Source organism: Umezawaea sp. Da 62-37 (genome assembly GCF_032460545.1).
In the GTDB taxonomy this organism is placed as follows: Bacteria; Actinomycetota; Actinomycetes; order Mycobacteriales; family Pseudonocardiaceae; genus Umezawaea.
On sequence record NZ_CP135965.1, the window covers coordinates 5,689,152 to 5,715,483 of the forward strand.

The following is a 26,332-nucleotide window of genomic DNA, read 5'->3' on the forward strand; positions in this document are numbered from 1 at the left end:
TTCGGCCGACGGCGTCGAGCAGGAGGTCCGGACGCGTTCGCCTAGTCCGTCTTCAGCAGCAACTTGCCGAACACGTCGCCGTCGCTCTCCAGCGCCCGGTGCGCCGCCGCCGCCTCGCGCATCGGAACCACGTCGTGCACGATCGGCTTCACCTGGCCGGACGCGATCAGCGGCCACAGCCCCTTGCGCACGGCGGCGACGATCTCGCCCTTGCTGCCCGGCCCCTCGACCGGCCTGCTGCGCAGGCGGGTACCCGAGACGCTGCCGAGCTTCGCCATCAGCTTGCCCAGGTTCAGCTCCGCGGACACCCCGCCCTGGAGGCCGATGACGACGAGTCTGCCGTTCAGGTTGAGGACGTCGATGTTGCGGTCGAGGTACTTCGCGCCCATGTTGTCGAGGACGACGTCGGCGGACTTGACCTCGGTGACGAAGTCCTGTTCGCGGTAGTTGACGGTGATGTCCGCGCCGAGTTCGGCGCAGCGGGCGAGGCGTTCGTCGGAGCCCGCGGTTACCGCGACGCGGGCGCCGAGTGCTTTGCCGACCTGGATGGCGTGGGTGCCGATGCCGCCGACGCCGCCGTGGACGAGCAGCAGTTCGCCCGCCTTGAGCCCGGCGTGCATGACGACGTTGGACCACACCGTGCACGCGACCTCGGGTAGTGAGGCCGCGGTGATCAGGTCGACGCCGTCGGGCAGGGGCAGTAGTTGCGGGGCGGGGACCGCGACCTTTTCGGCGTAGCCGCCGCCGGAGAGCAGTGCGCAGACCTGGTCGCCGACGTTCCAGTCGGTGACGCCCTCGCCGAGTGCGGAGATGGTGCCGGAGCACTCCATGCCGAGGATGTCCGACGCGCCGGGCGGTGGCGGGTAGTGGCCCTGGCGCTGCAACAGGTCCGCGCGGTTGAGCGCGCCGGCGGCGACGTCGAGGAGAACCTCGCCCGGTCCCGGCGTCGGGTCCGGGACCTCGGTCCACTCGAGGACGTCGGGCCCGCCTGGTTCACGAATCGTGATCGCGTACATGGGTTCGACGGTAATCCGGTCGCGCCCGGACGCCGGGTCCGGGAACATCACCGGGCATGGACGCCTGGCCCTTCCGACACCTCGTGCTCCGCACACCCCGGCTCGAACTGCGCCCGGATGACGACGAAGGCCTGCTCGAACTCGTCGAGGAGGCGCGCCTCGGCGTCCACCCGCCGGATCGGATGCCGTTCGCCGTCGCGTGGACCGACGTTCCCGCGGAGGACCTCGGGCGCAACGCGCTCCAGCACTTCTGGCGGGCACGGGCGGCGCTCGCCCCGGCGGGGTGGACCCTCAACTTCCTGGTCCGGTTCGACGGCCGGGTGATCGGCACCCAGGAGGTCACGGCGCGGGACTTCGCGGTGACCGGGGAAGTGGACACCGGTTCGTGGATCGGACTCCGGCACCAGGGCAAGGGCATCGGCACCGAGATGCGCGCGGCCGTGCTGATGTTCGCGTTCGACCACCTCGGGGCGACGCGGGGCAGGTCGGCGGCGTGGAGCGAGAACGCGCAGTCGTTGGGCGTCAGCCGCAAGCTCGGCTACGTCGAGGATGGAACGCGGAGAGTCACCAGGCGCGGGCAAGCGAGTGATGACGTTCGCTTGCTCGTCACCCGCGATCGGTTCATCAGGCCAGCTTGGACGCTCGAAGTGGCCGGTTTGTCCGGGTGCCTGGGTCTGCTCACGCAGGGCGAACCCGCCGAGTGACGGATTGATTTCGGACAGTCGGCGCTTGCATGGTTCTCCATCCGAACGATTGGGGAATTTCGATCATGTCCGGAAGAACACGACGCGCGGGTCTGAGCGCGATCGCGGCCGCCGCCGCACTGGCGCTCATCGTCGCGCCGACCGCCTACGCGGGACCCAAGGCGGAGCCCGTCGGGCCCGCCCTGGCCACCAAGCTCACCAAGGCCGTCACCGCTGACGGCGTCAACCGCCACCTGATCGCCCTCCAGCGGCTGGCGGACCGCAACAACGGCACCCGCGCGGTCGGCACGCCCGGCTACGACGCGAGCGTCGAGTACGTCGCGACCAAGCTGCGCGGCGCGGGCTTCGACGTGACCACGCCGGAATTCACCTACCCGGTCCAGGTCACCGACGCGGCCACCACCAAGGTCGGCGCCGCGACCTACGAGACCATCCCGATGGAGGAGTCGCCGCAGACGCCCGCGGGCGGGATCACCGGCACGCTGCGCGCCGTCCCCGAGGACGCCACGCCCGGCTGCGAGGCCGAGGACTTCGCGGGGCAGGACTTCACCGGCGCCATCGCCGTGATCCGCCGCGGCGCCTGCACGTTCGACATCAAGCACCGCAACGCCGCCGCCGCGGGCGCCATCGCCGTGGTCGTCGCGAACAACGTCGACGGCAAGCTCTCCGGCGTCACCCTCGGCCAGCCCGGCGTCATCCCCACCGGCGGCGTCAGCAAGGCCGACGGCACCACGCTGTTCGGCCTCGCGGGCCAGTCCGCCACGGTCGACATGCGCTTCCACGAGGACATCAAGACCGCGCGCAACGTCATCGCGCAGACCAAGACGGGCCGCAAGGACAACGTCGTGATGGCCGGTTCGCACCTCGACAGCGTCGAGGCGGGCCCCGGCATCAACGACAACGGCTCCGGCTCCGCGTCACTGCTGGAAACCGCTCTCCAGCTGGGCTCCAAGCCCAAGGTGGGCAACGCCGTCCGCTTCGCCTGGTGGGGCGCCGAGGAACTCGGCCTCATCGGCTCCACGGAGTACGTCAAGGCGCTCACGTTCGAGCAGCAGCTCGACATCGCGCTGTACCTGAACTTCGACATGGTCGCCTCGCCGAACGCCGCCTACTTCGTCTACGACGGCGACGACTCCGACGCCACCGGCGCCGGTGCGGGCCCCTACGGCTCCGCCCAGATCGAGAAGGCGTTCGTCGACTACCTGACCGTCGGCAAGAACGTGCAGACCGAGGGCACCGACTTCACCGGCCGTTCGGACTACGGCGAGTTCATCAACGTCGGCATCCCCGCGGGCGGCCTGTTCACCGGCGCCGAGGGCATCAAGACCCCGGCGCAGGCGGCGAAGTGGGGCGGCACCGCCGGTGTCGCCTACGACAAGTGCTACCACCAGGCCTGCGACAACCTCGGCAACCTGGACCGCGTGGCGCTCGACCGCAACAGCGACGCCATCGCCTGGGTGATCGCGTCCTACGCGATCAGCACCGAGGACGTCAACGGCGTCCCGCCGCGCGTCCAGCGCGCCGCGGTCCGCGCCGCGGCCGCCAAGGGCTTCAAGGTCGCCGAGCACCACTCGCACGGCCTCACCTCGTAGTAGCAGGTAGGCGAAAGGCGCGTCCGGACTCCACGTCCGGACGCGCCTTTTCGCTTGTCACCAGCGGGAAGCAAGCCGGCATCGTTGTGCCCGACGAGCTGATCGACTGCGCGTGAGCAGCCTTCGGTCTTGGACCAACCGAGAACGATCTTGGGCGAGCCGGTTCTGCCGGTGCCCGCCGGTGAAGTGGAAATCGGGGGGTCCCAAGTAACGTGAGGTTTTCCCGCGTCCCAACCCGCCCGGACAAGCAGGCGGGCACCCCGTGACCGGAGTGCCCGCCGGAGCCGTCAGCCCAGGTCGTTCGTGTCGAACGTCCCGCACCGCGTGGGGTCGCCGCTCTCGTAGCCGGTGCGGTACCACTTCTGCCGCTGGGCGGAGGAGCCGTGGCTGAACTGGCTGGAGTCGACGTTGCCGCCGCCCAGGTTCTTCTGGATGAAGTCGTCACCGATGCGGCTGGCGGCGTCCAGCGCGGCGTTCACGTCGTCGTCGGTCACACCGGTGATCAGCGGCTTGCCAGAAGCCGTCGGCGTGTTCGTGGCGTGGTTGGCCCATGCGCCCGCGTAGCAGTCGGCCTGGAGTTCCAGCCGCACCGAGTCGGACGTGGGGCCGGTGCCCTCCTTGACGCGGTCGGAGGTGCCGTTCAGGTCCTGCACGTGGTGGCCGTACTCGTGGGCGAGGACGTAGGCCTCGACGAACGGGCCGCCGGTCGCGCCGAACGTGGTCTTCAGCTCCTGGAAGAACGCCAGGTCGATGTAGACCTCGGCGTCGGCCGGGCAGTAGAACGGCCCCGCGTCCGAGGAGGCGCTGCCGCAACCGGTGCTCACGCCGCCCTGGAAGAAGTTGGTCTTCACGGGTTGGTAGGTTTTGCCGGAGCGGGCGAACTGGTCGCTCCAGTACGCCTGGATCGAGTTGATGAACGCGACCGCCCGGCAGTCGTCCTCGCGGTTCGCGTCGGCGCCCGTCTTGCACTTGTCCCGCAGCGCCGACGAGTCGACCTGCTGGTTCTGCCCCACGTCACCGAAACCGCTGGGGATCTGGACACCTCCGCCGCCACCGGTGAACTGGGACAGCAGGAAGTAGATGATCAGCCCGACCACGCCGAGCCCGCCGCCACCGGCCGCGACCCGACCACCGATACCCCCGCCGCCACCGCCACCGCGCTGGTCGTCGATCTGGGAAGTGTCGAGTTCGGCGTCCTCGTTGAACTGCACCGTATGTCCTCCCGCCAGGGCCCGTAGCGGCACACGATAGCCCCGCGCGCACGCCTGGGCGCGGCGCCCGACTTCGGGCACCGCGCCCAGGTGTTCAAACGTGATTTCGACGATCGCCGTCGTCGCGAGGTTGGCGTGGAAGTCGACCGGTCCGCCTCTGAGAGGGAACCGACGTCGAGCTCAACAGCGTCGATGTGCGCGGATGACACCAATGGTGCCTGCGCACCCGATACCCGGCTGCCGCTGCTCACTTTCGCGACCGGATCGAGAGATCAGGTCCGGTCGCGGGGATGCAGCCGACGACGAACGCCAGTGCGAAGAGTTCGCTGCACGGCACCACCTGATCCCTTCCGGGGGCGCCATCGGAAATGGTTTTCCGGTTTGTCCGGTGGCCTGTCCCTGCTTCGACTATGCGCTTGATCGGCCCGAATCACAACCGTTCACCAAGGCCCTGAAGTGGTGAAATGTTCCATCCACCGGAAGTGTGCACGGAGCGCTGACAATGGTTGCGCAGAGCGAACGAAGTGGAATGATCAGATTCGGGGAAAAAGTCCAGGCGATCTTTTCCCGGATCTGCTCCCCGTACTCGAAAAGTGAATCGGAATGCTTTTCCGCGTTGGTCGGGCAGAAGGTCGACCTACCTGGCTACGCGAGGCGTGGGGGCACCCCCGGACATGCCCGTGGGGCGGCAGGCCGAAGCCCACCGCCCCACGGGGTCGTTCCGACTACGGGGTGTTCGTGATCCGCCCCAGGGCCGGGGGCGCCTGGTTCGGGTGCGAGCCCAGGTACGCGGCGAACGCGTCCAGGTCGATGCCGCCGCCGGTGATGGCGGTGCCGGCGGTGAAGCCGGGGAACCCGTCACCGCCGCCCTGGAGGAAGCTGTTGATCGTGATCCGGTAGCTCGCCGCCGGGTCGACGGGAGCGCCCGCGATCGACAGGTTGGTGATCTTCGAGCCGATGGGCGCGGAGGTCGACCAGCTGTAGGTCAGGCTCGACGACGGCTGGAGCACGATCTGCCGGGCCGCCGACCACTGCTGCTCGAGCACGGTCTTGAGCTGCGCGCCGGTCAGCGTGACGGTCTGCAGGATGTTGCCGAACGGCTGGACGGTGAACGCCTCGCCGTAGGTGACCACGCCGTTGCCCTCGCCCGAGGGGGAGCTGGGGAACGTCAGGTCGGCGCGCACGCCACCGGGGTTCATCAGCGCGGCGACCGCGCCGTTGCCGGTGGTGGCGGCGAGCTGCGAGTCGGCGATCAGGTTGCCCAGCGGCGACTCGCCGGTGGTGGCCTGGGCGCGGAGGATGTCGGCGCTGATGGTGCCGATCTGCTTGTTCGCGATCGGACCCGACTTCGTCTTCGCCTTGTCGATGATCGCCTGGACGCCCGCGTCCGGCGTGACGTCCTGGGTGACGACCTTGTTCTCGGCCTTGGTCTCCGAGCGGATGACGTCGCGGGTCTTGCGGTCGATCTTCAGGTCGACCACGGACAGCTCACGGCCGAAGGCGAGGCCCTCGATGAACGGGCGGGGATTGCCCGCCGGGTCCTTGACCGTGCAGTTGTAGTTCGCGTGGCTGTGCCCGCTGAACACCGCGTCGATCTTCGGGCTGACCTTCTCCGCGATCAGCTGACCGGGGCCGGGCGTGTTCGTGCAGCCGTTGGGGCCGGTGTTGCCGAGGGGGTTGTCGCCCTGGTGCACCAGCAGCACGATCGACTTGATGCCGATCAGGTTCAGCAGGTCCGCGTACTTGTCGGCGGCCTTGATCTCGTCGCCGAACTGCAGCTCCTTGATCCCGTTCGGGTCGACCAGGATCGGCACGTCCTTCAGCGGCATGCCGATGAAGCCGATCGGGACGCCGTCGCGGATCTCCACCCAGAACGGCGGCAGCGCGGGCAGACCCGACTTCACCTTGGTCACGTTCGCCCCCAGGATCGGGAACTTCGCGCCCTTGTAGGTGTCGTTGAACTGGCAGCCGTCCACCGGGTGGCAGCCGCCCTGCTGGATGCGCAGGAGTTCCTTGTAGCCCTCGTCGAACTCGTGGTTGCCCGCGGCGGTCGCGTTCAGGCCCACGGTGTTCAGGAAGTCGATCGTCGGCTCGTCGTGGAACAGCGCCGATACGATCGGCGAAGCGCCGATCAGGTCGCCCTGCCCGACGATCACCGAGTTCTTCACCTCGGACTGCAGCTTCCTGATGTGCGTCGCGTTGTACGCGGCGCCACCGGCGTTCACCGTCGTGCCGTCGGCCAACGTCACCCGGCCCGACGAGCCGGTGGGCGGCTCGATGTTGCCGTGCAGGTCGTTGATGCCGATCAGGCGGACGTCGACCGGGCGCTGGGCGCGCTGGGCGTCGACATCTGCCTGGGCCGGGCTGCCGGCGAACGTGATCGCCAGTCCAACCCCGGCGGTCGCCACGAACGCGGCGGTCCGTCTGAACGAACTCATTTTTCCTCCTGCGGGGCGCCTGAGTAGGCAGGCGCGCTACGGCGCAGGAGTTTGCCCTTCCGGGCAGTGAGAAACCAGACATCCGCGTCGATCGTCGGCGAATGGAGATGTCGTGGCCCCTCGGCATTAACCTGGGAGGTGTGACGGATGCCGGGCAGGAGCCGCGTTGGCTCGATCAGGACGAGATGCGCGCGTGGCGCAACTACGTGACCGGAGCGGCGATGCTGGAAGACCGCCTGCACCGCGAGCTGCAGACCGGTCACGGACTGTCGCTGGCCGACTACGAGCTGATGGTTCGGCTTTCCGAACAGCCGGGCCACCGGATGCGCATGTCCCAACTGGCCGAGGACGTCGCCTCCTCCAAGAGCCGCGTCTCCCACCAGGTCGCCAGGATGGAACGCGAAGGCCTCGTCGTCCGGCGCGAATGCCAGGACGACGGCCGCGGCGTCCTCGCCGAACTCACCGCCCGCGGCCTCGAAGCCCTCAAGACCGCCGCCCCCACCCACGTCAACGGCGTGCGCGAACACATCATCGACCTGCTGACGCCGCAGGAGCAGGAAGTGCTGGCGAAGGTGTTCGACCGGGTCATGACCCACCTGCGCGCGCTGGACGGGTAACCTCCCAGTACACCGGGAAGCGTGGCAGAGCGGCCGAATGCATCCGCCTTGAAAGCGGAAGATGGGAAACCATCCGGGGGTTCAAATCCCTCCGCTTCCGCCAATCCGGAAAGGCGTGCCCCAGGGCGGGGCGCGCCTTTCCGGCGTTCGAGGTCCACCACACTGCACGGATGTCCGACTGGCTGATCGTGATCGACGTCCACCTCCTCCTCGTCCGCGGTACCGAGGTCCTGCTGTCGAAACGGCGCGGGGCGTTCGCGGACGGGGTGTGGCACCTGCCCGCGGGGAAGCTCGAACCCGGTGAGTCGGTGCTGGCGGCGGCCGCGCGGGAGGCCGAGGAGGAGACCGGGGTGCTGATCGGGCTCGATGATCTGCGGCTGGTGCACACCACGCACGTCCACGTGGGTGGCGGCGGGTCGCGGATGGGGTTGTTCTTCGAGGTGCGCGAGTGGGGCGGTGAGCCGGTCAACCGCGAGCCGGACAAGTGCTACGCGCTGGAGTGGTTCGACCGCGACCGGCTGCCGACCGACCTGCTCCCGTACTCGTTGACGGGCATCCGCGGGTACCTCGACGGCACGCCGCTGACCGTTCTCGGCTGGGCGGATCCCGCGTAGTGCGGTCACGAAACGGGAAAGATCGCTGGTCGGGGGGTCGCCGGGGGTAACGGGCGGGTGGTCGGGGGCGATTGGGCAACTGAGCGGGCGAAGCCCGGTCCGGTCTGCCAGCGCTTGGTGCGCGGTCCGCAACGCAGTGCTTCGACGGCGGCCTTGGGGGAGGTCGGTCATCCGCCGCGGCACCACTCATCGGGGGAAGGTCCACCTCTTGTCCAGTCGGATCACGAGCGGGCTCGCCGCCGTCGCGGCGGTGTTCGCCCTGGCGTTGCCGGGTACTGCCGCCGCCGCGCAGCCCACGGGCGCTGAGCTGGAGGTGACGGGGGCGTTCGACAAGCCCGCCTTCGACTCCGGTGAGGCGATCACCGCGACCATCACGATCAAGAACACCGGTTCCGCCGCCGCGGAGAAGGTGCGGGTCGGCACGAGTGGCGGCACGTCGGGTTTCCGGCCGGAGACGAGTTCGTGGGGGCCGGTGGCGCAGACGTCGACCGGCATCCGGCTCGCGCCCGGCGCGTCGCAGGTGGTGCACCTGACCGGCAAGGTCAGCCAGGTCGTGGACGGGCAGCTGGTGCTCCAGGTCCAGATCGTCACGAACTCCGCCGAGGCGGACAAGTCGAACAACTCGGTCAACGCGAAGGCCTCCGTCACGTTCGGCGCGGGCACGGCGGCGTTCACCGTCTACACCGACGCGAACGGCGACAACAAGGTGGACGCGGGTGAGGGCGTGGCCGGGGTGGCCGTGCACCTGATCGGTCCGTCGAACGCGGCCCGCGAGCAGGAGCTGACCACCGGCGCGGACGGCAAGGCCGTCTTCCCCGGTCTGGCCACGGGCTCCTACCGCGCCACGTACGTCGGCGCGGCCGGGTACCAGGTGACGCCGGACCTCGGCGTGGTCGTGCAGACCGGCAAGCAGGTCGACGTCATCCGCAAGGCCGACAAGGGCGTGTCCGACCGGCTCGACGCGAAGCTCGAGTTCGACAAGGACTCCTACGCCGCGGGCGACACCCTCGGGTTGAAGGTCACGCTGACCAGCAAGGACACCGCGTTCCCCGCCGTGCACGCGTTCTGCACCGGCGCTGGCGAGCCGTTCGAGCTGGTCAACACCGACGACAGCTGGGGTGACCTCGAGTACGAGGGCGACGGCGTCGCGCTCGCCGCGGGCCAGACCAAGGTCGTCGAGGTCAAGACCGCGATCCCGCAGGGCTCCTCCGCCTACGGCTACGTGTCCGCGACCTGCCAGTTCGGCCCCGAGACCGACGGCGGCGAGGGCTACCCGCAGTCCGTCGACACCGCCAAGGTCCCCGGCGACCCGGCCGACGCCTCCGGCAGGCTCACGCAGGAGGGCGACCAGCCCGTCGCCACCACCAAGATCGTCCTCGTCGACACCGGCACCACCCACCCGGTCGCCAGCGCCACCACCGACGCCGACGGCAAGTTCGAGTTCAAGGGCGTCCCCGCGGGCCGCTACGACCCCGTCGTCGTCGGCCCGTGGCAACTCGTCACCGGCAAGGACAACCTGTTCAGCCTGGTCAAGGACGTCCCCCACGTCCACGACCTGTCCGTGGTCGCGGGCCCGGAGGTCGCCGACCCGGAAACCGCCACCCCCACGACGCCGGAAACCTCCACCATGGAGCCCACCTCCGAGGCGCCAGTCGCCGCGGACGGCGCGGACGACGACTCCTCAGGCTTCCTCGCCTCCACCGGCGCCAGCGTCCTCGGCCTTTCGCTACTCGGCCTGCTCGTGCTGGGCGGCGGAGCGGGGATCGTGGTCGCGCTGCGACGCCGCAAGGGCAAGGAGCAGCCCGAGCAGGCCTGACCCGAAGCGCGCGCAGGGGTGGTGTCGCGCCGCGGCGCCACCCCTGCCATGTTTGACGCATGACCGCTCGCTTCAAAGACCTGTGCCTGGACGCCGGTGACCACCAAGCGCTCGCGGACTGGTGGTGCGCGGCCATCGGCTACGTCCGCCGGACCGTCGAGGGCGAGGCCGAACGGCCCACGGCCTGGCCCGTGCCGATCGAGGACCCGACCGGGGCGGGCCCGTTGATCTGGGTCGTGCCGGTGGAGGAGGCCAAGGTCGTCAAGAACCGGATGCACATCGACGTCACCGGCAGCACCGACGAACTGCTGGCGGCGGGGGCGACGCTGGTGCGGCGCAAGGACGACGACATCGAGTGGGACATCCTCGCGGACCCCGAAGGCAACGAGTTCTGCGTCTTCGCGCCCTGAGCCCCTGAGTCCCCGAACCGGGACGCCTGAGCCGCGCCGAGGGACTGTCGCACTTGCCACACATCCCACGTCTCACCCGCCAGGGCGGGCATAGTTCTCGCATCGCGAACCAACCGGGGGAGACAGCGTGACGCCGCTCGAGATGGTCGCCGTGGTGGTGGCGGGGGTGTTCGCGGGCGGCATCAACACCGTCGTCGGGTCGGGCACGCTCGTGACGTTCCCGGTGCTGCTCGCGGTCGGCTACCCGCCGGTGGTGGCGAACGTGTCGAACAGCCTCGGCCTGGTTCCGGGGTCGTTGAGCGGCGCGTTCGGCTACCGCAACGAGCTCAAGGGCCAGGCGGGCCGGGTCAAGCGGCTGCTGCCCGCGTCGATCCTCGGCGGCATCGTCGGCGCGATCCTGCTGGTGACGCTGCCGGAGAAGGCGTTCTCGGCGATCGTGCCGGTGCTGATCGTCATCGCGCTGGTGCTGGTCGTCCTGCAACCGTGGCTCAACCGCAAGCTGTCCGAGCGCACCGCGGAGCGCCCGGCCGACGGCGGCCTGCTGCTGTGGTTCGGCGTGTTCGCCGCGGGCATCTACGGCGGCTACTTCGGTGCGGCGCAAGGCGTTCTGGTGATGGGCATGATGGGCGTGCTGGTCACCGAGCACCTCCAGCGGCTCAACGCGCTGAAGAACGTGCTGACCGCGTTCGTGAACCTGGTCGCGGGGATCCTGTTCATCTTCATCGCCCACGTGGCGTGGCTGCCGGTGCTGCTGCTGGCCGTCGGCTCGGTGGTGGGCGGCCAGATCGGCGCGAAGGTCGGCCGGAAACTGCCCCCGGTCGCCCTCCGCGCCGTCATCGTGGTCGTCGGCCTCGCCGCGATCGCGAAGCTGCTACTCGGCTGAGGCCGACCAGGCCTTCGCGGCCGCGAGGAACGCGTCGTTCTCGTCCGGCTCGCCGATGGTGACGCGCGCGCCGTCCCCGGCGAACGCGCGCACCACGACCTTGTGCGCCAGGCAGTGCTCGTTGAACGCCGCCGTCCGCTCGCCCAGCGGCAGCCACACGAAGTTCGCCTGCGACAGCGGCACCTCGAACCCGGCCGCGAGCAGCTCGTCGCGCACCCGGCCGCGTTCGGCCACGATCGCGCGGCACCGCTCCATCAGCTCGTCCTCGGCGTCCAGCGACGCGATCGCGGCGACCTGGGCCAGCACGTTGACCGCGAACGGCACGTACACCTTGCGCAGCGCCTCGACGACGCGTTCGGACGCCACCGCGTAGCCGACCCGCAGCCCGGCCAGGCCGTAGGCCTTGGAGAACGTCCGCAGCACGGCCACGTTGTCGCGGCCCCGCTCCCACTGGGTCTTCGCGAACTCGACGCCGTCGGGCACGTGCGGGTCGTCGACGAACTCCTTGTAGGCCTCGTCGACCACGACCAGCACGTCGCTCGGCACCCTGGCGACGAACGCCTCCAGGTCGGCCGTGCGCACGGCGGTGCCGGTCGGGTTGTTGGGGTTGCACACGAACAGCAGCCGCGTCCTCGGCGTGATCGCGGCGAGCATCGCGTCCAGGTCCAGCTCGTGCCCCGGCGTCAGCGGCACGCGCGTCTGCGCGGCGCCCACGACGTGGGTGAGCAGCGGGTACGCCTCGAACGATCGCCACGGGAACAGCACCTCGTCGCCGTCGGCGCAGGTGGCCTGGATGAGCTGCTGGCACAGGGTCACCGAGCCGCTGCCGGTGGCGATCCGGTCGGCGGGCACCCCGAGCTTGTCGGCGAGCCGGGCGACCAGCTCGACGCACCCGGTGTCGGGGTAGCGGTTCATCGCGGTCGCCGCCTCGGCCACCGCGCGCACCACGCTGGGCAGCGGGCCTGCCGACACCTCGTTGCTGGCGAGCTTGATCGCACCCGGAACGGTCTTGCCGGGCACGTAGGACGGCAGCGCGTCCAGGTCGGCACGGGTTCGCACGGACATCCCAGAACTCCTTCCGGCCTGCGACGACGCGGGCCTGAGCTGGACGTTATCCCGTCGAGGGCCCGGATCGGGACACTGGTCCGTCTGGTTGGTCACGTTGACCGTTGTTCACCCCGGCGTGGAAGGGTGGACCCATGACTCAGACCCGGACCGAGACGTTTCCGCTCACCGACGGCCGTGAACTGCGGTTGACCGTCGCCGAGCCGGAGAACGCCGTCCGCGGCGGCCTTGTCGTGCTGCACGAGGCCCGCGGCGTCACGGACACGGTGCGCGGTCTCGTCGGCACCCTCGCCGACGAGGGGTGGCTCGTGGTCGCCCCGCACCTCTACCGCGACGTGGACGAACTGGCCGACGGCGATGTGCCGGACCGGGTCAGCAAGCTGTCCGGCGAAGCGGTGCTGGAGGACACCGACGTGGCGTTCGTGTGGCTGGGCCAGCAGGGCGTTCCCGCCGACCGGATGGGCGTGCTGGGCTTCGACCTCGGCGGCTCGGTCGCGCTGGTCGTCGCGGGGAGCCGGACCATCGGCGCGGCGGTCACGATCGGCGGCGGCGGCATCCTCACGCCGCTCGCGGAAGGCCTGCCGCCGCTGGTGGAGGTGGCCGCCGAGCTGACCTGCCCGTGGCTGGGCCTCTACGGCGACGACGACAGCCAGATCGCGCAGGCGGACGTGGAGAAGCTGCGCGACGCGGCGGCGTCCTCGGAGATCGCGACGGACGTCGTGCGGTTCACCGACTCCAGCCACCGGTTCGACACCTCGCCCGCCGCGAGCGCGGAGGCGTGGCAGCGCGTCCTGAACTGGTTCGATTCACACCTCCGATAGGACGATCTTTTCGGGTGATTGGAACCGAACGTCCTTGCGGGTACATCTAAGGAGGTATCCGCGACGGACTCGCGGGTACTTGCTGTGCAAGGGAGTAGTCGATGTCCGAGGACGCAAGCACCGCGCCACCGGTGGTCGGTGCGGTCGCCGCACAACCGAACTTCACCACCGACGCGCAGGCGGACCTGGCCACGGCGCACAGCGCGGTCGCCGCCGTCGACCAGGCCGTGGACAAGGGAAAAGTCCAGCTGGACAAGGGTTCCGCCGCTGATCTGATCAAGGCGATCGGTGACGCGCGGGACCGGGTGTCGGACCTGTACACCGCCGTCCGCGACCAGCTGGACATCCCGCTGCAGTTCGGCGACAACTGGGTCGGCAGGTCGATCAGCCGCCGGTTGCGCGAAGTCGCCGTCGGGGACCACGAATCCGCGGTCTTCGTGATCCGCGAGTTCCTGGACGTGCTGGAGGACGTGGAGGCGACCGTCCGGCAGGCCTCCGAGAGCACCGCGAACACCGACGAGGACCTGGCCCACACGATGGGGGGCAAGCGCTGATGGTGGACCGCAAGAAGGACAGCCCGCCGAACCCCTACCCGGAGCACAAGTCCGGCAAGGAGCCCTCGGAGCTGGGCGAGAAGGTCGACTGGATGACCTACACGCACCAGGAGCTCTACGACATGGTGCACACGGGCGTCGACCTCACCAGCGCGGCGTCGGTCAAGGACAACTGGACCACGCTCGGCACCACCCTGGCCGAGGTCAAGGACCAGCTCATCGGCGCGATCTTCGCCTCGTCGAGCGGCTGGGAGGGCGAGTCGGCCGAGAAGGCGCGCGACGGCCTGCTGACCGTCGTGAAGTGGGCGGAGAACACCAGCGACCACGCCAACAACGTCGCCGAGTGCATCACGGTGGAGATCCAGCACGTGCAGACCGCGCGCGAGCAGATGCCCCCGCCCGCACCGGCCCCCGCGGTCGTGACACCGGTCCCGTCGGCGATCGCGCCGATCGCCCCGGCCGTGCCCGCGACCGTCGACCCGCTGCCGGTCGACCCGCTGTCGCCGGTCGCCGCGCCGACGCCCACCCCGGTCACCGGGGCGCAGTCGCCGTTCACCGGCATCGACCAGGTCGGCGCGCCGGTGGTCGGCGCGACCGCGGCCGCCGACGCGGGCCACCGCACGGCCGCGAACGTGATGGCCGCGTTCCAGCAGGGCTCGTTCGCGGTCGACCAGACCGTGCCCGCGTTCAGCCCGCCGGTGAACCCGGTGGCGCCCCCGGAGACCAAGCAGCCCGCGCTCGGCGTCGACCGCGTCGCGGCGCCCACGACCGGTGCCGCCGCGCCCGTGGTCGGCCCGGCGATCGTGCCGCCGGTCGCGGGTCGCACGCAGGCGACGACCAGCGGCTCCAGCGGCGGCGGTGGTGGCGGTTACGCCCCGGCCGCGCGCGGCGGCGGCTACTCCTCCGGTGGCGGTTACCAGCCCTCCCCGTCGTTCGGTGGCGGCGGCGGTGGCGCGGGCGGTCCGGCCGCCCCGTCCGGTCCCGGCGGCTCCAGCGGCGTGATCGGCGGCCCGGACTCGCGTGCCGCGTCCGCGCAGCCCGCGTCCGCGCAGGCCCCCAAGGCCGGTGGCGGCTCGACGGGCGGCGGCATGATGGGCGGCGCGCCGATGGCCCCGGCCCCGATGGGCTCGCAGTCCGACGGAGCCGACCACCGCCGCGCCCGGTACCTCGAAGAGGACGACGACCTGTTCGGACTGGACAACAAGGCCGCGCCGCCGGTGATCGGCACATGATCGACGACGAACCGCGGGTCTTCCGGCTCGCCGCGCAGGAGTTCTTCGTGCTGTGGACCTCCGTGCACGGCGACCGGCACCCGGTGCCGGTGGGCGCCGGGCACTACGGGCGCACCGAGGCCGACCGCGCGGAGCTGCTGGCGACCTGCTCCCGAACGCTCGCCGCGCGCGGCCTCGGCACGGTGGAACGCCCGGACGGCGAGCTGCACGCGCTGCTGCGCGGCCTGGTCGAGTTCGACGTCGGCCTGGAGCTGGTGTTCTCCCGCCGGGGCGAGACGGCCCGCGGCCTGGCCACAGCGGGCACGCACGGTGCCTTCGCGGCGCGCGTGGGGGACCAGATCCAGCTCGCCGGGTTCCGACCCACCGCGCTGGCGTCGACGACCGTGTCGACCCTGCCCGCGGCCAGGCCGGGCGCCGGGCGTTCGGTCAACCTCCGCTGGGACGACTACCTCGCCGCGGGCGCCGCGGGCGAACGCGACGGCGTGCCGGGCTTCCTCGGCTCGCTGCGGTACGCCGGGGTGCGCGAACCGGAGGCGGCCACGCTCATGCGGGCCCTCACGACCCGCAGCGGCGGCGGCCAGGTCGGCGTGATCGGCCGCAACCGGGCGGGGTACCTGCACCCGACGGGGCGGACGCTGTCGTGGCTGGACAGCGGCGACGGCCGGTACCTCGTGCGCAACGAGGCGGGCTGGTTCGTGATGGCCCCGACCGACCCGGCGCGGCTCACCACCGAACTGGAGGACCTGGTGGAAGACGCCAGTCGCGGCTAGCCCGTTGTGTGGGTTCCTCCTGTGGTTCTCGGCCGTCGGATCGGCTAGGAACTGGGTATGACCGACACGCACGCCGAGGCCGAACTCCTGTGGCAGCCCGACCCCGACCGGGTCGCGGACAGCCGGATGGCCGCGTTCCGCGACTGGCTACGAGCCGCGCGCGGGCTCGACTTCGCCGACTACGCCGAACTCTGGACGTGGTCGACGACCGACATCGAGGCCTTCTGGGGCGCGATCGCCGAGTTCTTCGACATCGCCTTCCACACACCTCCCGAGCGCGTCCTGGGCGCGGCGACCATGCCGGGAGCCCGGTGGTTCCCCGGCTCGACGCTCAACTACGCCGAGCACGCCCTGCGCCCCGGTCCCGGCCGCGCGGACGACGACCTCGCGGTGATCTTCCACCGCGAGGACGGCCTGGCCGAGAACCTCACCTACGGCGTGCTGCGCCGCCGGGTCGCCGCCGTGCGGGCCGGTCTGGTCGCCCTGGGCGTGAGCAGGGGCGACCGGGTGGTCGCACTGGTGCCCAACACACCGGAGGCGCTGATCGCGTTCCTGGCCGCCGCGAGCCTCGGCGCCACCTGGTCGTCGTGCTCACCGGACTTCGGCGCGCGCGCCATCTCCGACCGGTTCGCCCAGATCGAGCCCACGGTGCTGATCGCCGTCGACGGCTACCGGTACAACGGCCGCGCGTTCGACGTGCGCCCGACCGTGGAGGAGCTGCGGTCGGAGATCGGCTCCCTGAAGGCCACCGTGCTCGTCGACTACACCGGCGGCGCGCTGCCGGGCGCGGTCGGCTGGGCGGAGCTGCTGGCCGAGCACGACGGCGCGCCCATGGCGTACGAGGCCGTGCCGTTCGACCACCCGCTGTGGGTCCTGTACTCGTCCGGCACCACCGGGCTGCCCAAGGGGATCGTGCAGGGCCACGGCGGCATCGTGCTGGAGCACCTGAAGATGCTCGGCCTGCACGCCGACCTCGGCCCCGGCGACCGCTTCTTCTGGTTCACCACCACCGGCTGGATGATGTGGAACTTCGTCATCGCCGGCCTGCTCGTCGGCTCCACGGTCGTCCTGTTCGACGGCAGTCCCGCGCACCCGGACCTGAACGCGCTGTGGCACCTGGCCGAGCAGCACCGCGTCACCTACTTCGGCACGTCCGCGCCCTACATCCAGTCGTGCCTCAAGGAGGGGCTGCGCCCCGGCGAGCAGTACGACCTCACCGGCCTGCGCGTGGTCGGCTCCACCGGCGCCCCCCTCACCCCCGAGGGCTTCCGCTGGATCGCCGACGCCGTCGGCGCGGACGTCCAGATCGCCAGCGTCTCCGGCGGCACCGACCTGTGCACGGCGTTCGTCTGCGCCGCCCCCGACCTCCCGGTCTGGCTGGGCGAGCTGTCCTGCCGCGCCCTCGGCGCCGCCGTCACGGCCTACGACGAGGCGGGCCACGAGGTCGTCGACGAGGTCGGCGAACTGGTCGTCACCAAGCCCATGCCGTCCATGCCGGTGTACTTCTGGGGCGACGAGGACGGCTCCAAGCTCCGCGAGGCCTACTTCGAGGACTTCCCCGGCGTCTGGCGCCACGGCGACTGGATCCGCATCACCCCGCGCGGCTCGTCGGTCATCTACGGCCGCAGCGACTCCACCCTCAACCGCGGCGGCGTCCGCATGGGCACCAGCGAGTTCTACCGCGTCGTCGAAGCCATCCCCGGCGTAGCGGATTCACTCGTCATCGACACCTCCGGCGCCGGCCAGACCGACGGCAGGCTCTTGTGCTTCCTGGTCCTCGACGACGGGGTCGCACTCGCCGACCTCGAACCCGCGCTCCGCAAGGACCTCCGCACCAACCTCTCACCCCGCCACGTCCCCGACAGCTTCATCACCGTCGCGGAGATCCCCCGCACCCTCAACGGCAAGAAGTGCGAGGTCCCGGTCAAGAAGATCCTGGCAGGAACCCCGCCCGCCCAAGCCGTCAGCCTCGACGCCCTCCGCAATCCCGACTCCCTCACCCCTTTCCTCGACCTCGTCGGAAAGTAGTTGGGGAGACGAAGATCACGATCATGCGCGTCACGTGCCGTTAACCCGGTCCCTGGCGTGACCGCATGATCGGTCTTCAGGTCTTTGACCAGGCGTTTCGAGGTCTGAGGGCCCCTCCTGAGGTGTTAGAGGGGGGCCGTTTTGCTTGTCAGGTGGGGGCATGTGTAATCTATGCGTCGTAGCCGAGGGCTCCGGGAGGCTTCGCCTAGTCTGGTCTATGGCGCCGCACTGCTAATGCGGTTTGGGTTTATCGCCCATCCCGGGTTCAAATCCCGGAGCCTCCGCAACACCCGGCCTCGGCCAGGTGACAACTGAATACACGCGCCCGTAGCTCAACGGATAGAGCATCTGACTACGGATCAGAAGGTTAGGGGTTCGAATCCCTTCGGGCGCATCGAGCGAGAAGCCCGGCACCAATTGGTGCCGGGCTTCTCGCTTTTCCCATGCCCTGTTCACCTCCCGATGGCGCACCCCGGCGGGTCGAGGTGCGCCATCGGCATCACTCGGTGTCCGGCTTCGTGGCGTTCCTGGGCTTGTCCGGTACGGCCACGAGGCTGATGACGTGGCGGGTGCGGGGGGCCTCGCGGGGGTTGTCGGTGCGGGAGAGGACCGCGGTTTCGATCTCTTCGATCATGGCGGCGAACTCCTCCTCGGTGGCCCAGACCGCTGCCTGGCGGTAGACGACGCCGTCCTCGGGCGGGGTGGCGCCCGGTTGGGAGAGGTAGCGGTCGAAGTCGCCCAGCAGTGAGGTGGCGAAGGTGGTGAAGGCCCTGCGGTGGTCGTCGTGGGTCATGGCGGCGCGGGCCGCGGGGTCGACGACGGCCTCTTCCTCGCGGATGCGGTAGCTGCGTTCGACGGTGCCGCGGATGCGCTTCTCGCCGACGACCTCGAGCACGCCCGCGTCGGTGAGGACGGCGATGTGGCGGTACATCGTCGCAGGTGGGATGTCGGGCAGTCGCTCGCGGAGTTGGGCGGTGGTGAGCGGGTCGGTGTCGAACAGGACCTGGAGCACGCGCATCCGGACTGGGTGGAGGAGGAGGTCCGCGGTTGCCATGGGTTCATGTTCTCACGTACGGTAATGTTCTCAAAGATGATAAAGTTCCCATCAGCGAGAACAATGAGGGTCCTGCCCCTCCCGCATCCCCTGGAAGAGGACGAAGTGAGCATCACCACCCCTGCACGCGATCGAGGCGGCCTGACCCTGTTCTGGGTCGTCACGTTCGCGACCACCTGGACGTTCTGGCTCATCGCGATCGGGCTCGGCGGGACGCCGACCAGTTCCCCGACCGCGATCCCCTACGTGCTCGGTGGCTTCGGACCGGTGTTCGGGGCCATCGCGGTCCGGATCCGGCGACGCCGTCGCGGCGAGGCCGTTCCCGTGCACGCGGTGAAGGCGCGGCCGTTCTGGGTGCTGCCCCTGCTGGTGCTGGCGTCGGCGACGGTGGTGGTGGCCGCGGTGGTCGCGGACGTCCTGGGTGGTCCGGCGGTGAGCCTGGACGGAGGGCTGGAGCTGGTCGCGAAGGTGGGTGGGCCGGTGGGGTTCTTCGTCAGCATGCTGATCGGGGGCCCGCTGGCGGAGGAGCCGGGCTGGCGGGGGACGGCCTACCCGCGACTGCGGGCGTCGATGGGGCGTCTGCAAGCGGGTCTGCTGCTGGGTGTGGTGTGGGCGGTGTGGCACCTGCCGCTGTTCTTCATCGCCGGCACCGTCCAGTCGCGGTTCGGGTTGTTCGGCTGGAGCGGTCTGCTGTTCTCGTTGACCGTGATCCCGATGGCGCTGCTGACGGGGTGCGCCTACGAGCGCGAGGGCGTGCCCGCGGCGGTCGCGGTGCACCTCGGTGTCAACGCGACGATGGCGCTGCTGAGCGTCGACTCCCCGATCACGCAGGTGGCGATCCTGGTCGTGCAGGTCGTTGTCGTCGGCCTGCTGCTCGCCGGGTGGCGTGATCGCGCGGTCCGCGTGGACCGGTTGTCCGAACCCGCCCGCCGCTGAGCCGACTCCGTTGTGGACTCGTGCCTGCCGGGGGTGGTGGTGGGCGTGAGAACGTTGTGGTCGTTGGTGACCACGGTGGGCGGGAGGTGCGGGGTGGCTCTGGCCGTGACCGTGATCGGCGCGCGGGCCGTGGAGCACCTCTCCGCCGAGGAGCTGGTCGAGGTGTTCGAGGCCTACGTGCTGCCGTTCGCCGTGTCGGGCGCGCACTTCTACCTGGGCGGGGCGGTCGGGGTGGACACCGCGGCGCTCGACTGGCTGGCCGCGGCGAGCAAGGCCGACGTGTCGGTGGTGGTGCCGCGGACGGTGCGCGACCAGCCCGACGAGGCCGCTGACGTGATCGTGAAGTGGCGCGAGGCGGGCCGCTTGGCCGAGGTGGTGGAGCTGGACACCGACGAGGTCGGGACGGACGGGTACCTGGAGCGGAACCGGTGGATGGTGGACCGGTCGGAACTCGTCATCGGCTTCCCGCGCAGCGGGGACCAGGGGAGCGGGACCGGCTACACGCTGGGGTACGCGGCGTCCAAGGGCAAAGCGCTGCTGGTCGTGCCGATCTGAGCGGCGCCCTCGGCTGGGCGGGTGTTATTCCGCCGCAAGTCGGGCGCGGGGTGGGATCGTTCGGTCATGCGCAACGAGGAGATCATGCAGCGGGCCATCGGCGTGCTGACGCTGATGCACGGCGGCGACGGGGAGGCGGATGATCTGCGCCTTGCGCTGAAGCTCTTGCAGGAGGACGTGTTCAGCTACTCCGTCGCGGTCCCGGACGGCAGCACGGAGGACATGGCCGAGTTCGTGCGGGTGGCGCTGGAGCAGGTCATGGCGCGGGTGGCGGCGTTCACGGCGGGGCTGACGCTGGGGTTCCAGGCGGTCGCGCACGCGTACGAGGAGCAGTGCGAGGACGCGAACGTGCCGGGCGTCCTCCAGCAGCTGGCGTTGCGGCTGGAAGCGCAGGAGAGCTGAGGAACGGCTCGCCGGAGCAGGCCGTTCCCCGTGCGATCAGCGCAGCTCGCACTCCACGAGCGCGGCGAACGCGGTCTGGCCCGCCCTGCTGGGGTGCAGGATCGCCACGGCGCCTTCCTGGCCGGGCGTGAAGACGGCCTCGAGACCGCGGTAGAACGGGGTGCCCGCCTGGCACATCGAGTGGCCCTCGAACTCGGGCCGCAGCACCCCACCGGTGAACGTGCCGGCATACCGGGCGTTCACGCCCTGCTGCCGGGCCGCGCCGGTCGCGGTGCGCAGCGCCTGGTCGACGCTCGACGCGACGGTCGCGCCGTCGGCGCGCTCCTGCGGGGTGAGGATGCCCTCGCCGCAGATCGGGTCGAGCGCCACGCCCTCGGCGTTCGCGCCGGGGGTGAACTGGCGGCCGTAGCCGCTGAGCACGATCTTCGCCCGCGGGCTGCGGGACTTGATCTCGCCGAGCAGCGCGGTGAGGTCCGACGTCATCTTCGGCAGCCGGTCGAGAAGGGCCCGCGTGCCCGCTCCCGAACAATCCGACTGGATGCACTGGCCCGCGTAGGCGGCGAATTCGACGTCGTTGCCGCCCATCGTCATCAGGACCAGGCCGGTGTCCGCCTTGAGGGCGTCCAACTGCGGCGGTTCTTCCTTGAACGAGGTGCTCAGGTCGGCGATGGCCGCACCGCTGCACGTGACGTTGGTGAAGTCGACCTGCTTGCCGCTCGCGCGCAGATCCGCCACCACGACGGCCGACGCCGAATTGGCGCTCCGGTAGCAGTTCCCGTCGGTTCCCGGCTCGTAGTCACCCGCCCCGACACCCGAAGCGTAGGAGTCGCCCAGCGCCACGACCTGCAACGGGCCGCGTGCTCCTGCCTGGGCCACCGGTACCACGACCAGCGAGAGGACGCCCGCGAGCACCGCTGTGCAGAGCCTTTTCATCTTGCCCCCATCGATTCACCTTGATCTGTCGGACGACAGCACGAGGAGAATCGACGACCGGTTGCCCCAATCGCCAATTGAGATGGGAAATCGTCAAGCCGTCAGTTCGGCGAGAACCGAGTCGGTGAACGCGGGCCACGTCTCGACGGCCCATTTCCCGAAAGCGCGGTCCGTCAGTGCGACGCACGCCACACCCGCGCCGGGATCGACCCACAGGAAAGTGCCGCTCTGGCCGAAATGGCCGAAGGTCGACGGTGAACTCGACTCCCCCGTCCAATGCGGCGACTTGTCGCCACGGATCTCGAACCCGAGTCCCCAGTCGTTCTCGCGCTGGTTGCCGTAACCGGGCAGGACACCCGCCAGACCGGGGAACACCACCGCTGTCGCCTCGGCCACCAAGCCCTTCGAAACCAGCTTCGGCGCCTGCAACTCGGCGGCGAACAGGCCGAGGTCGGTCACCGTCGACACGGCGCCCGCCGCGGGGCTGCCGTCCAGCGCGGTGGCCGTCATCCCGAGCGGCCCGAACACGCCCTCCGCCAGGTAGTCGGCGAACGCGATCCCGGTCGCCTCGGCGACGGTCTCGGCCAGCACCTCGAAGCCGGTGTTGGAGTAGATCCGCCTGCTGCCCGGCGTGGCCTGGACGGCGCGGCTGTCGAACGCGAGCCCGGAGGCGTGCGCGATCAGGTGCCGCACGGTCGACCCCTCGGGCCCGGCGGGCTGGTCCCACTCGACCGCGCCCTCCTCGACGGCGACCAGCACGGCGTACGCCACCAGCGGTTTCGTCACCGAGGCGAGCGCGAACGGCCGGTCGACCTCGCCGTGGGCGCCCACCACCCGCCCGTCGGAGGAGACGACCGCGGCCGCCGCGTTGTCGACCGGCCACTCGGACACCGCGCGCAGGCTCTCCATGCCCCCAACGTTAACGTCGTGCGGTGTCGATCCGTGAGTTGATCGTGCTGGGCACCGCCAGCCAGGTCCCGACCCGTGCGCGCAACCACAACGGCTACCTGCTGCGCTGGGACGCCGAGGGCCTGCTGTTCGACCCCGGCGAGGGTTCGCAGCGGCAGATGCTGATGGCGGGCGCGGCGGCGAGCGACATCACCCGGATCTGCCTCACGCACTTCCACGGCGACCACTGCCTCGGGCTGCCCGGCATCGTGCAGCGGCTGTCGCTGGACAAGGTGACCCGCCCGGTGCACGCGCACTACCCGGCGTCGGGGCAGCACTTCTTCGAACGGCTGCGGCACGCCAGCTCGTTCTACGACGTGACCGACATCCGCCAGGAGCCGGTGCACGACGAGGGCGTGCTCGCGACCGGCCCGTTCGGCACGGTCGAGGCGCGCAGGCTGGACCACTCGCTGGACACCTTCGGCTACCGGCTCGTCGAACCGGACGGGCGGCGGATCCTGCCGGACCTGCTGGAGCGGCACGGCATCGCGGGTCCGCGGGTGCGCGAACTCCAGGAGCGCGGCGCGCTCGGCGACGTGACCCTGGAGCAGGTGAGCACGCCGAGGCCGGGCCAGCGGTTCGCGTTCGTCATGGACACCCGGCTGTGCGACGGGGTCTACGCGCTGGCCGAGAACGCCGACATGCTCGTCATCGAGTCGACCTACCTGCACGAGGACGAGCGCCACGCCGTCGCGCACGGCCACCTGACCGCCCGGCAGGCCGCGACGGTCGCCGCCGAGTCCGGGGTGCGCAAGCTCGTGCTCACGCACTTCTCCCAGCGCTACCCGGACCCCTCGCGGTTCCACGCCGAGGCCGCCGAGGTGTTCGACGGCGAGATCGTGGTCGCCAAGGACCTCCAGCGGATCCCCGTGCCTAAGCGCGGCTGAGCCACTGGTCGCGGACCAGGTCGTCGAGCGCCGAGTGCTCCGGCTGCCAGCCCAGCAGCTCCCGCGCCAGGCTCGTGTCCGCCCGCAGCACGGGCACCTCGCCCACGTGCGCGGGCGCGTGCGCGAGGCGGACGGGTCGGCCGGTGACCCGCTCGACGGAGTCGACCACATCCCGCACGGAGGCCGCCGTCGCGCCGACGTTGACCACGTCGTGGCGCCCGACCGCGCTGCGCCCCAACGCGAGCACGACGGCCGCGGCGACGTCCCGGACGTGCACGAAGTCGCGGACCGCCGAGCCGTCGCCGAACACCACCAGCGACTCCACCCGTCCGGCCGCGACCTCCACCGCGCGGGTGATCACGCGGGTGGTGTCCCGGTCGCCGCCGCCCGCCGCGTTGAACAGCCGCAGGGTCACCGCGCCGACCAGGCCCGCCCGCGCTGCCCACGCCACGGCGTCCTCGGCGGCCGCCTTCGTGGCCGAGTAGGGGTTGGCGGGGGCGCGCGGGTGGTCCTCGGTGAGCGGGTCGGCGGAGGGCGCGTAGACGGTGCCGGTGGAGGCGAACACCAGGCGCTCGGGCCTCGCGGCGAGCACGTTGAGCGTGCCGCCGACGTTGACGTCGTAGTACCGCAGCGGCTGCTCGAACGACTCCCGCACCCGGCCGAGCCCCGCCAGGTGCACCACCGCGTCCACGCCCGAGACGGCCCGCGCGACGGCGGCGCGGTCCAGCAGGTCGCCGTGGACGGCGTCGACCCCCTCCGGGCCCGGCGCGGTGTGCGTCAGGACACGCGGCTGGTGACCGCTGGCCAACAGGTGTGCGACGACCGCGCGGCCGACGAAACCGCTCGCGCCCGTGACCAGGACTCTCATGTCGCCCATCCCAGCAGAACGACCCTCGATCGGCTTAAGTACAACTGGCCAAAAATATCCCTAAAGGTATCGATCGAGTGGACCGATACAACCCATGTGAGTTACCCGCATCCAGCTGTGCACATGAGCATCGATGGCGCCTTGGCCGGGCACGCCGACCTGATGGCCAAGCGCCAGCAGTTCCTCGCGGACGCCGCGGCCATCGTCGCCGCCGCTCCCGCTTCGGAGGACGAGCTGTCCTCGCTCCACATCGCGTTCCCGAAGCCCAAGGGCGCACGGGCCTTCCTCAACCGCGTTGACCAGGTGCTTCGCGACGCCGCTCGCTGATCCGGCGGTCCGGGACAACCCCCGCCGGGGAGACTTCCCCCGACTTTCACGCGGTTGTTGCCGGACCGTGCTTCGCCGATCCACCCGGGTGCATCTACAGTGCGGATCACCCGGCGCTCGCCGGTGCTCTCCTCTGCTTCTCTTCAAAGCGAGTCTCGGCGATGAATACTGTCTTCTCCGCGCTCCAAGAGCGCCTTCGCACGTTGTTCGGCGACCGCAAGGTCGTGCTCGCCGGGGGTACGCGACTGAGCAGTCGCGTGGCCGAGCTGAACCAGCTCGGTGCTCGCCACACGCTCGTGCTCTCCACCGAGGACCACGCACCGCTGCACGACTCCGAGGTCTCCCGCTGGGTGCCCCTCGGGATCGCGGGCGGGTTCGTCGCGGTCGACCAGCGCAGGCTGACCGACCTGCTGGAGAACCCTCCCGCCGAGATCAGGAGCGTCCTGGACGACTTCGACCCGGACGGCGAGGCGCTGGTCGTCAGCACCCCCTACATCTCCACGGCCGAGTTCGCGGGCCGCCCGGTGCTCAACCACCGCCGCCAGGCGTGGGTCGAGCTGGAGAACAAGACCACGATCGACGCGCTGTGGGACGAGCTGTCCGCGCCGCGCGCGCCCGCCGTGGTGCTCGACCTCGACCTCGAGGCGCTCTGGGAAGCCACCCAGCAGCTCGATCGCGGCGCGGGTGTCGTGTGGAGCGGCGACGGGCCCGAGATCAACGGCGGCGCGAACTTCGTCCGCCGCGTCCGGTCCCGCGAGGAGGCCGCGACCGCCTTCAAGGTGCTCGCGCGCAAGTGCGACTTCGTCCGCGTGATGCCGTTCCTGGAAGGGATCCCGGTCAGCGTGCACGGGATCGTGTTCCCGGACGGCACGGCGGTGCTCCGTCCGATCGAGATGGTCGTGCCGCGCCGCGCGGGATCGGCCCGGTTCCTCTACGCGGGCTGCGCGTCGTACTACGACCCGCCCGCCTGGATCCGCGACGAGATGCGCAACCTGGCCCGCCGGGTCGGCGAGCAGCTGCGCTCCACGGTGGACTACCGCGGCACGTTCACCCTCGACGGCATCGCCACCGAGGACGGCTTCCTGCCGACGGAGATCAACACCCGCTACGGCGGCGCGATGGTCTGCTTCGAGGACGCCCTCCCGCAGCTGCCGCTGTCGCTGGTCCAGGTCGCCCTGGTGGCGGGCCACGACCTCGGCGTCTCGTCGATGGAGTTCGAGGAGCTGCTGGTCGACGCGGCGGACGGCTTCCGGGCGGGTTCCGTCGGCGCGAACGTCCGCGCGGTCAACCCGACGGAGATCGTGGAACGGCCGGTCGTCTTCACCGACTGGTCGTGCCGCTTCGCGCACCCCGAGGAGGCGCCGCAGGCCACGTTGCGGCTGCGCCCGTCCCCGCTCGGCGCCCGGCTGGAGGTCGACTTCCACGCCGAGCAGCTGCCCGGCGGCCGTCCGGTCGCAGCGCTCACGGTGGCCGCGTTCGCGCTGGCCGACCAGGAGTGGGGCACCAACCTCGGCCCGCTGGAGCCCGCGATCCCGATGGGCGAGGACGTCCTGACCACCGTCGAACTCGGCGAAGCCGTCACCGCGTAGGCCCTCGCGAGTCGAACCCCCAGACACCCCGTGTCGAACTCCCAGACACCCTGAGTCGAACC

The 26,332-nt window shown here is 70.6% G+C and carries 26 protein-coding genes and 3 tRNA genes; 21 read left to right on the plus strand and 8 right to left on the minus strand.

From position 1 onward, the window contains the following. Window positions 1-41: 41 nt before the first annotated feature. Window positions 42-1,016: an NAD(P)H-quinone oxidoreductase gene (locus tag RM788_RS26070; protein WP_315934404.1), complete on the minus strand. Its 975-nt coding sequence runs from the start codon at window positions 1,014-1,016 to the stop codon at window positions 42-44. A gap of 56 nt (window positions 1,017-1,072) precedes the next feature. On the opposite strand from RM788_RS26070, the gene RM788_RS26075 reads away from it, so the two are divergent. Next, a complete protein-coding gene (locus RM788_RS26075) occupies window positions 1,073-1,720 on the plus strand; it encodes a GNAT family N-acetyltransferase (protein WP_315934405.1) in 648 nt (215 codons plus the stop codon). A gap of 65 nt (window positions 1,721-1,785) precedes the next feature. Beyond that, window positions 1,786-3,312, plus strand: coding sequence for a M28 family metallopeptidase (locus RM788_RS26080; RefSeq protein WP_315934406.1), 1,527 nt, complete (start codon window positions 1,786-1,788; stop codon window positions 3,310-3,312). Between the two features lie 287 nt (window positions 3,313-3,599). Here the strand turns inward: RM788_RS26080 and RM788_RS26085 are convergent, their stop codons facing one another. Then, entirely contained in the window at window positions 3,600-4,523 is a 924-nt protein-coding gene (locus RM788_RS26085) for a KPN_02809 family neutral zinc metallopeptidase (RefSeq protein WP_315934407.1), read from the minus strand. 725 nt (window positions 4,524-5,248) lie between these two features. Continuing rightward, complete coding sequence (locus tag RM788_RS26090; protein ID WP_315934408.1) at window positions 5,249-6,961, minus strand: bifunctional metallophosphatase/5'-nucleotidase; 1,713 nt, start codon at window positions 6,959-6,961, stop codon at window positions 5,249-5,251. A gap of 107 nt (window positions 6,962-7,068) precedes the next feature. On the opposite strand from RM788_RS26090, the gene RM788_RS26095 reads away from it, so the two are divergent. From RM788_RS26095 to RM788_RS26120, 6 genes are all read left to right on the plus strand, one after another. Further along, entirely contained in the window at window positions 7,069-7,578 is a 510-nt protein-coding gene (locus RM788_RS26095; protein ID WP_315934762.1) for a MarR family winged helix-turn-helix transcriptional regulator, read from the plus strand. Window positions 7,579-7,593: 15 nt separating this feature from the next. Continuing rightward, window positions 7,594-7,681: transfer RNA gene (locus RM788_RS26100), tRNA-Ser, on the plus strand. A 67-nt stretch (window positions 7,682-7,748) separates the two neighbouring features. Then, a complete protein-coding gene (locus RM788_RS26105) occupies window positions 7,749-8,192 on the plus strand; it encodes an NUDIX domain-containing protein (protein WP_315934409.1) in 444 nt (147 codons plus the stop codon). Window positions 8,193-8,400: 208 nt separating this feature from the next. Continuing rightward, window positions 8,401-10,008 carry an SdrD B-like domain-containing protein gene (locus tag RM788_RS26110; protein WP_315934410.1) on the plus strand — a complete coding sequence of 536 codons (1,608 nt, stop codon included), beginning with the start codon at window positions 8,401-8,403 and terminating at the stop codon, window positions 10,006-10,008. A 59-nt stretch (window positions 10,009-10,067) separates the two neighbouring features. Continuing rightward, the gene (locus RM788_RS26115) at window positions 10,068-10,418 is read left to right on the plus strand and encodes a VOC family protein (protein WP_315934411.1); all 351 of its coding nucleotides are present in this window, start codon (window positions 10,068-10,070) and stop codon (window positions 10,416-10,418) included. Between the two features lie 127 nt (window positions 10,419-10,545). Continuing rightward, window positions 10,546-11,301 (plus strand): sulfite exporter TauE/SafE family protein, encoded by a 756-nt coding sequence (locus RM788_RS26120; RefSeq protein WP_315934412.1) that lies wholly within the window; start codon window positions 10,546-10,548, stop codon window positions 11,299-11,301. Here the strand turns inward: RM788_RS26120 and hisC are convergent. Further along, window positions 11,290-12,366, minus strand: coding sequence for a histidinol-phosphate transaminase (hisC, locus tag RM788_RS26125; RefSeq protein WP_315934413.1), 1,077 nt, complete (start codon window positions 12,364-12,366; stop codon window positions 11,290-11,292). The two genes, RM788_RS26120 and hisC, sit on opposite strands and share 12 nt — an antisense overlap. Before the next feature lie 134 nt (window positions 12,367-12,500). Between hisC and RM788_RS26130 the strand changes: the two genes are divergently transcribed. From RM788_RS26130 to RM788_RS26160, 7 genes are all read left to right on the plus strand, one after another. Continuing rightward, a complete protein-coding gene (locus tag RM788_RS26130; RefSeq protein ID WP_315934414.1) occupies window positions 12,501-13,187 on the plus strand; it encodes a dienelactone hydrolase family protein in 687 nt (228 codons plus the stop codon). Between the two features lie 101 nt (window positions 13,188-13,288). Continuing rightward, complete coding sequence (locus RM788_RS26135) at window positions 13,289-13,741, plus strand: hypothetical protein (RefSeq protein ID WP_315934415.1); 453 nt, start codon at window positions 13,289-13,291, stop codon at window positions 13,739-13,741. After that, window positions 13,741-14,973 (plus strand): PPE domain-containing protein, encoded by a 1,233-nt coding sequence (locus RM788_RS26140; RefSeq protein ID WP_315934416.1) that lies wholly within the window; start codon window positions 13,741-13,743, stop codon window positions 14,971-14,973. The genes RM788_RS26135 and RM788_RS26140 overlap by 1 nt, the downstream gene beginning before the upstream one ends. Then, the gene (locus RM788_RS26145) at window positions 14,970-15,743 is read left to right on the plus strand and encodes an ESX secretion-associated protein EspG (protein ID WP_315934417.1); all 774 of its coding nucleotides are present in this window, start codon (window positions 14,970-14,972) and stop codon (window positions 15,741-15,743) included. The genes RM788_RS26140 and RM788_RS26145 overlap by 4 nt, the downstream gene beginning before the upstream one ends. Before the next feature lie 57 nt (window positions 15,744-15,800). Continuing rightward, on the plus strand, window positions 15,801-17,771 hold the full coding sequence (locus RM788_RS26150; protein WP_315934418.1) for an acetoacetate--CoA ligase: 1,971 nt from the start codon (window positions 15,801-15,803) through the stop codon (window positions 17,769-17,771). A 194-nt stretch (window positions 17,772-17,965) separates the two neighbouring features. Further along, window positions 17,966-18,055: transfer RNA gene (locus RM788_RS26155), tRNA-Ser, on the plus strand. Window positions 18,056-18,092: 37 nt separating this feature from the next. Then, window positions 18,093-18,165 (plus strand) — tRNA-Arg (locus RM788_RS26160). A 105-nt stretch (window positions 18,166-18,270) separates the two neighbouring features. On the opposite strand, the gene RM788_RS26165 is transcribed toward RM788_RS26160, so the two are convergent. Then, window positions 18,271-18,825, minus strand: a complete 555-nt coding sequence (locus tag RM788_RS26165; protein WP_315934419.1) for a helix-turn-helix domain-containing protein — start codon at window positions 18,823-18,825, stop codon at window positions 18,271-18,273. A gap of 105 nt (window positions 18,826-18,930) precedes the next feature. Between RM788_RS26165 and RM788_RS26170 the strand changes: the two genes are divergently transcribed. From RM788_RS26170 to RM788_RS26180, 3 genes are all read left to right on the plus strand, one after another. Beyond that, the gene (locus RM788_RS26170) at window positions 18,931-19,761 is read left to right on the plus strand and encodes a CPBP family intramembrane glutamic endopeptidase (RefSeq protein ID WP_315934420.1); all 831 of its coding nucleotides are present in this window, start codon (window positions 18,931-18,933) and stop codon (window positions 19,759-19,761) included. A 45-nt stretch (window positions 19,762-19,806) separates the two neighbouring features. Then, entirely contained in the window at window positions 19,807-20,316 is a 510-nt protein-coding gene (locus tag RM788_RS26175) for a DNA-processing protein DprA (RefSeq protein WP_315934421.1), read from the plus strand. A gap of 66 nt (window positions 20,317-20,382) precedes the next feature. Further along, window positions 20,383-20,718, plus strand: coding sequence for a hypothetical protein (locus RM788_RS26180; RefSeq protein WP_315934422.1), 336 nt, complete (start codon window positions 20,383-20,385; stop codon window positions 20,716-20,718). A gap of 36 nt (window positions 20,719-20,754) precedes the next feature. Here the strand turns inward: RM788_RS26180 and RM788_RS26185 are convergent, their stop codons facing one another. Continuing rightward, window positions 20,755-21,651 carry an SGNH/GDSL hydrolase family protein gene (locus tag RM788_RS26185; RefSeq protein ID WP_315934423.1) on the minus strand — a complete coding sequence of 299 codons (897 nt, stop codon included), beginning with the start codon at window positions 21,649-21,651 and terminating at the stop codon, window positions 20,755-20,757. Window positions 21,652-21,744: 93 nt separating this feature from the next. Further along, window positions 21,745-22,560 (minus strand): serine hydrolase domain-containing protein, encoded by an 816-nt coding sequence (locus tag RM788_RS26190; RefSeq protein ID WP_315934424.1) that lies wholly within the window; start codon window positions 22,558-22,560, stop codon window positions 21,745-21,747. A 23-nt stretch (window positions 22,561-22,583) separates the two neighbouring features. Here RM788_RS26190 and RM788_RS26195 point away from each other — a divergent pair, with 23 nt between their 5' ends. Next, on the plus strand, window positions 22,584-23,486 hold the full coding sequence (locus RM788_RS26195; RefSeq protein ID WP_315934425.1) for a ribonuclease Z: 903 nt from the start codon (window positions 22,584-22,586) through the stop codon (window positions 23,484-23,486). Here RM788_RS26195 and RM788_RS26200 read toward each other — a convergent pair. Continuing rightward, a complete protein-coding gene (locus tag RM788_RS26200) occupies window positions 23,473-24,354 on the minus strand; it encodes an NAD-dependent epimerase/dehydratase family protein (protein ID WP_315934426.1) in 882 nt (293 codons plus the stop codon). The two genes, RM788_RS26195 and RM788_RS26200, sit on opposite strands and share 14 nt — an antisense overlap. 123 nt (window positions 24,355-24,477) lie before the next feature. Between RM788_RS26200 and RM788_RS26205 the strand changes: the two genes are divergently transcribed. Both RM788_RS26205 and RM788_RS26210 read left to right on the plus strand, forming a co-directional pair. Continuing rightward, window positions 24,478-24,681: a hypothetical protein gene (locus RM788_RS26205; RefSeq protein ID WP_315934427.1), complete on the plus strand. Its 204-nt coding sequence runs from the start codon at window positions 24,478-24,480 to the stop codon at window positions 24,679-24,681. A gap of 161 nt (window positions 24,682-24,842) precedes the next feature. Next, window positions 24,843-26,270, plus strand: a complete 1,428-nt coding sequence (locus tag RM788_RS26210) for a hypothetical protein (protein ID WP_315934428.1) — start codon at window positions 24,843-24,845, stop codon at window positions 26,268-26,270. Window positions 26,271-26,332: the final 62 nt, after the last annotated feature.

Excerpts from the sequence above, each read along its gene's own strand:
- RM788_RS26070 (WP_315934404.1), bottom strand. The coding sequence starts at position 1,016 with ATGTACGCGATCACGATTCGTGAACCAGGCGGGCCCGACGTCCTCGAG.
- RM788_RS26075 (WP_315934405.1), top strand. The coding sequence starts at position 1,073 with ATGGACGCCTGGCCCTTCCGACACCTCGTGCTCCGCACACCCCGGCTC.
- RM788_RS26080 (WP_315934406.1), top strand. The coding sequence starts at position 1,786 with ATGTCCGGAAGAACACGACGCGCGGGTCTGAGCGCGATCGCGGCCGCC.
- RM788_RS26090 (WP_315934408.1), bottom strand. The coding sequence starts at position 6,961 with ATGAGTTCGTTCAGACGGACCGCCGCGTTCGTGGCGACCGCCGGGGTT.
- RM788_RS26095 (WP_315934762.1), top strand. The coding sequence starts at position 7,069 with ATGTCGTGGCCCCTCGGCATTAACCTGGGAGGTGTGACGGATGCCGGG.
- RM788_RS26105 (WP_315934409.1), top strand. The coding sequence starts at position 7,749 with ATGTCCGACTGGCTGATCGTGATCGACGTCCACCTCCTCCTCGTCCGC.
- RM788_RS26115 (WP_315934411.1), top strand. The coding sequence starts at position 10,068 with ATGACCGCTCGCTTCAAAGACCTGTGCCTGGACGCCGGTGACCACCAA.
- hisC (WP_315934413.1), bottom strand. The coding sequence starts at position 12,366 with ATGTCCGTGCGAACCCGTGCCGACCTGGACGCGCTGCCGTCCTACGTG.
- RM788_RS26130 (WP_315934414.1), top strand. The coding sequence starts at position 12,501 with ATGACTCAGACCCGGACCGAGACGTTTCCGCTCACCGACGGCCGTGAA.
- RM788_RS26135 (WP_315934415.1), top strand. The coding sequence starts at position 13,289 with ATGTCCGAGGACGCAAGCACCGCGCCACCGGTGGTCGGTGCGGTCGCC.
- RM788_RS26140 (WP_315934416.1), top strand. The coding sequence starts at position 13,741 with ATGGTGGACCGCAAGAAGGACAGCCCGCCGAACCCCTACCCGGAGCAC.
- RM788_RS26145 (WP_315934417.1), top strand. The coding sequence starts at position 14,970 with ATGATCGACGACGAACCGCGGGTCTTCCGGCTCGCCGCGCAGGAGTTC.
- RM788_RS26150 (WP_315934418.1), top strand. The coding sequence starts at position 15,801 with ATGACCGACACGCACGCCGAGGCCGAACTCCTGTGGCAGCCCGACCCC.
- RM788_RS26165 (WP_315934419.1), bottom strand. The coding sequence starts at position 18,825 with ATGGCAACCGCGGACCTCCTCCTCCACCCAGTCCGGATGCGCGTGCTC.
- RM788_RS26180 (WP_315934422.1), top strand. The coding sequence starts at position 20,383 with ATGCGCAACGAGGAGATCATGCAGCGGGCCATCGGCGTGCTGACGCTG.
- RM788_RS26185 (WP_315934423.1), bottom strand. The coding sequence starts at position 21,651 with ATGAAAAGGCTCTGCACAGCGGTGCTCGCGGGCGTCCTCTCGCTGGTC.
- RM788_RS26190 (WP_315934424.1), bottom strand. The coding sequence starts at position 22,560 with ATGGAGAGCCTGCGCGCGGTGTCCGAGTGGCCGGTCGACAACGCGGCG.
- RM788_RS26200 (WP_315934426.1), bottom strand. The coding sequence starts at position 24,354 with ATGAGAGTCCTGGTCACGGGCGCGAGCGGTTTCGTCGGCCGCGCGGTC.
- RM788_RS26205 (WP_315934427.1), top strand. The coding sequence starts at position 24,478 with ATGAGCATCGATGGCGCCTTGGCCGGGCACGCCGACCTGATGGCCAAG.
- RM788_RS26210 (WP_315934428.1), top strand. The coding sequence starts at position 24,843 with ATGAATACTGTCTTCTCCGCGCTCCAAGAGCGCCTTCGCACGTTGTTC.